General features: G+C 42.6%; 1 protein-coding gene. It reads right to left on the bottom strand.

The features are described from left to right. Positions 1–209, bottom strand: a 209-nt coding sequence (locus ACNKXV_RS14910) for a hypothetical protein (protein ID WP_417908477.1), incomplete at both ends; no start/stop codon positions are given.

Genomic DNA, 209 nt, shown 5'->3' with positions numbered 1-209 from the left:
TCAACACATCGGCCACCGCTAAAGATCCTGAACCTGAATTATCCAAGGTCACCGTGGTTGAAGTTACAGCATCCACTACCGGTAGAGTCGTATCTTCTACCGTTACAGAAATCGTCTTTTGCGTTGGATTCCCATTATTATCAGTTACAGTTAAAGTAATATCGAAGGTGCCTACATCAGAACAGTTGAAACTGGTTTGACTCAATACC

Origin of the sequence: Christiangramia aquimixticola (assembly GCF_048285835.1) — a bacterium.
GTDB classification, from domain to species: Bacteria; Bacteroidota; Bacteroidia; order Flavobacteriales; family Flavobacteriaceae; genus Christiangramia; species Christiangramia aquimixticola.
This window is presented reverse-complemented; position numbering and strand designations above follow the sequence as displayed.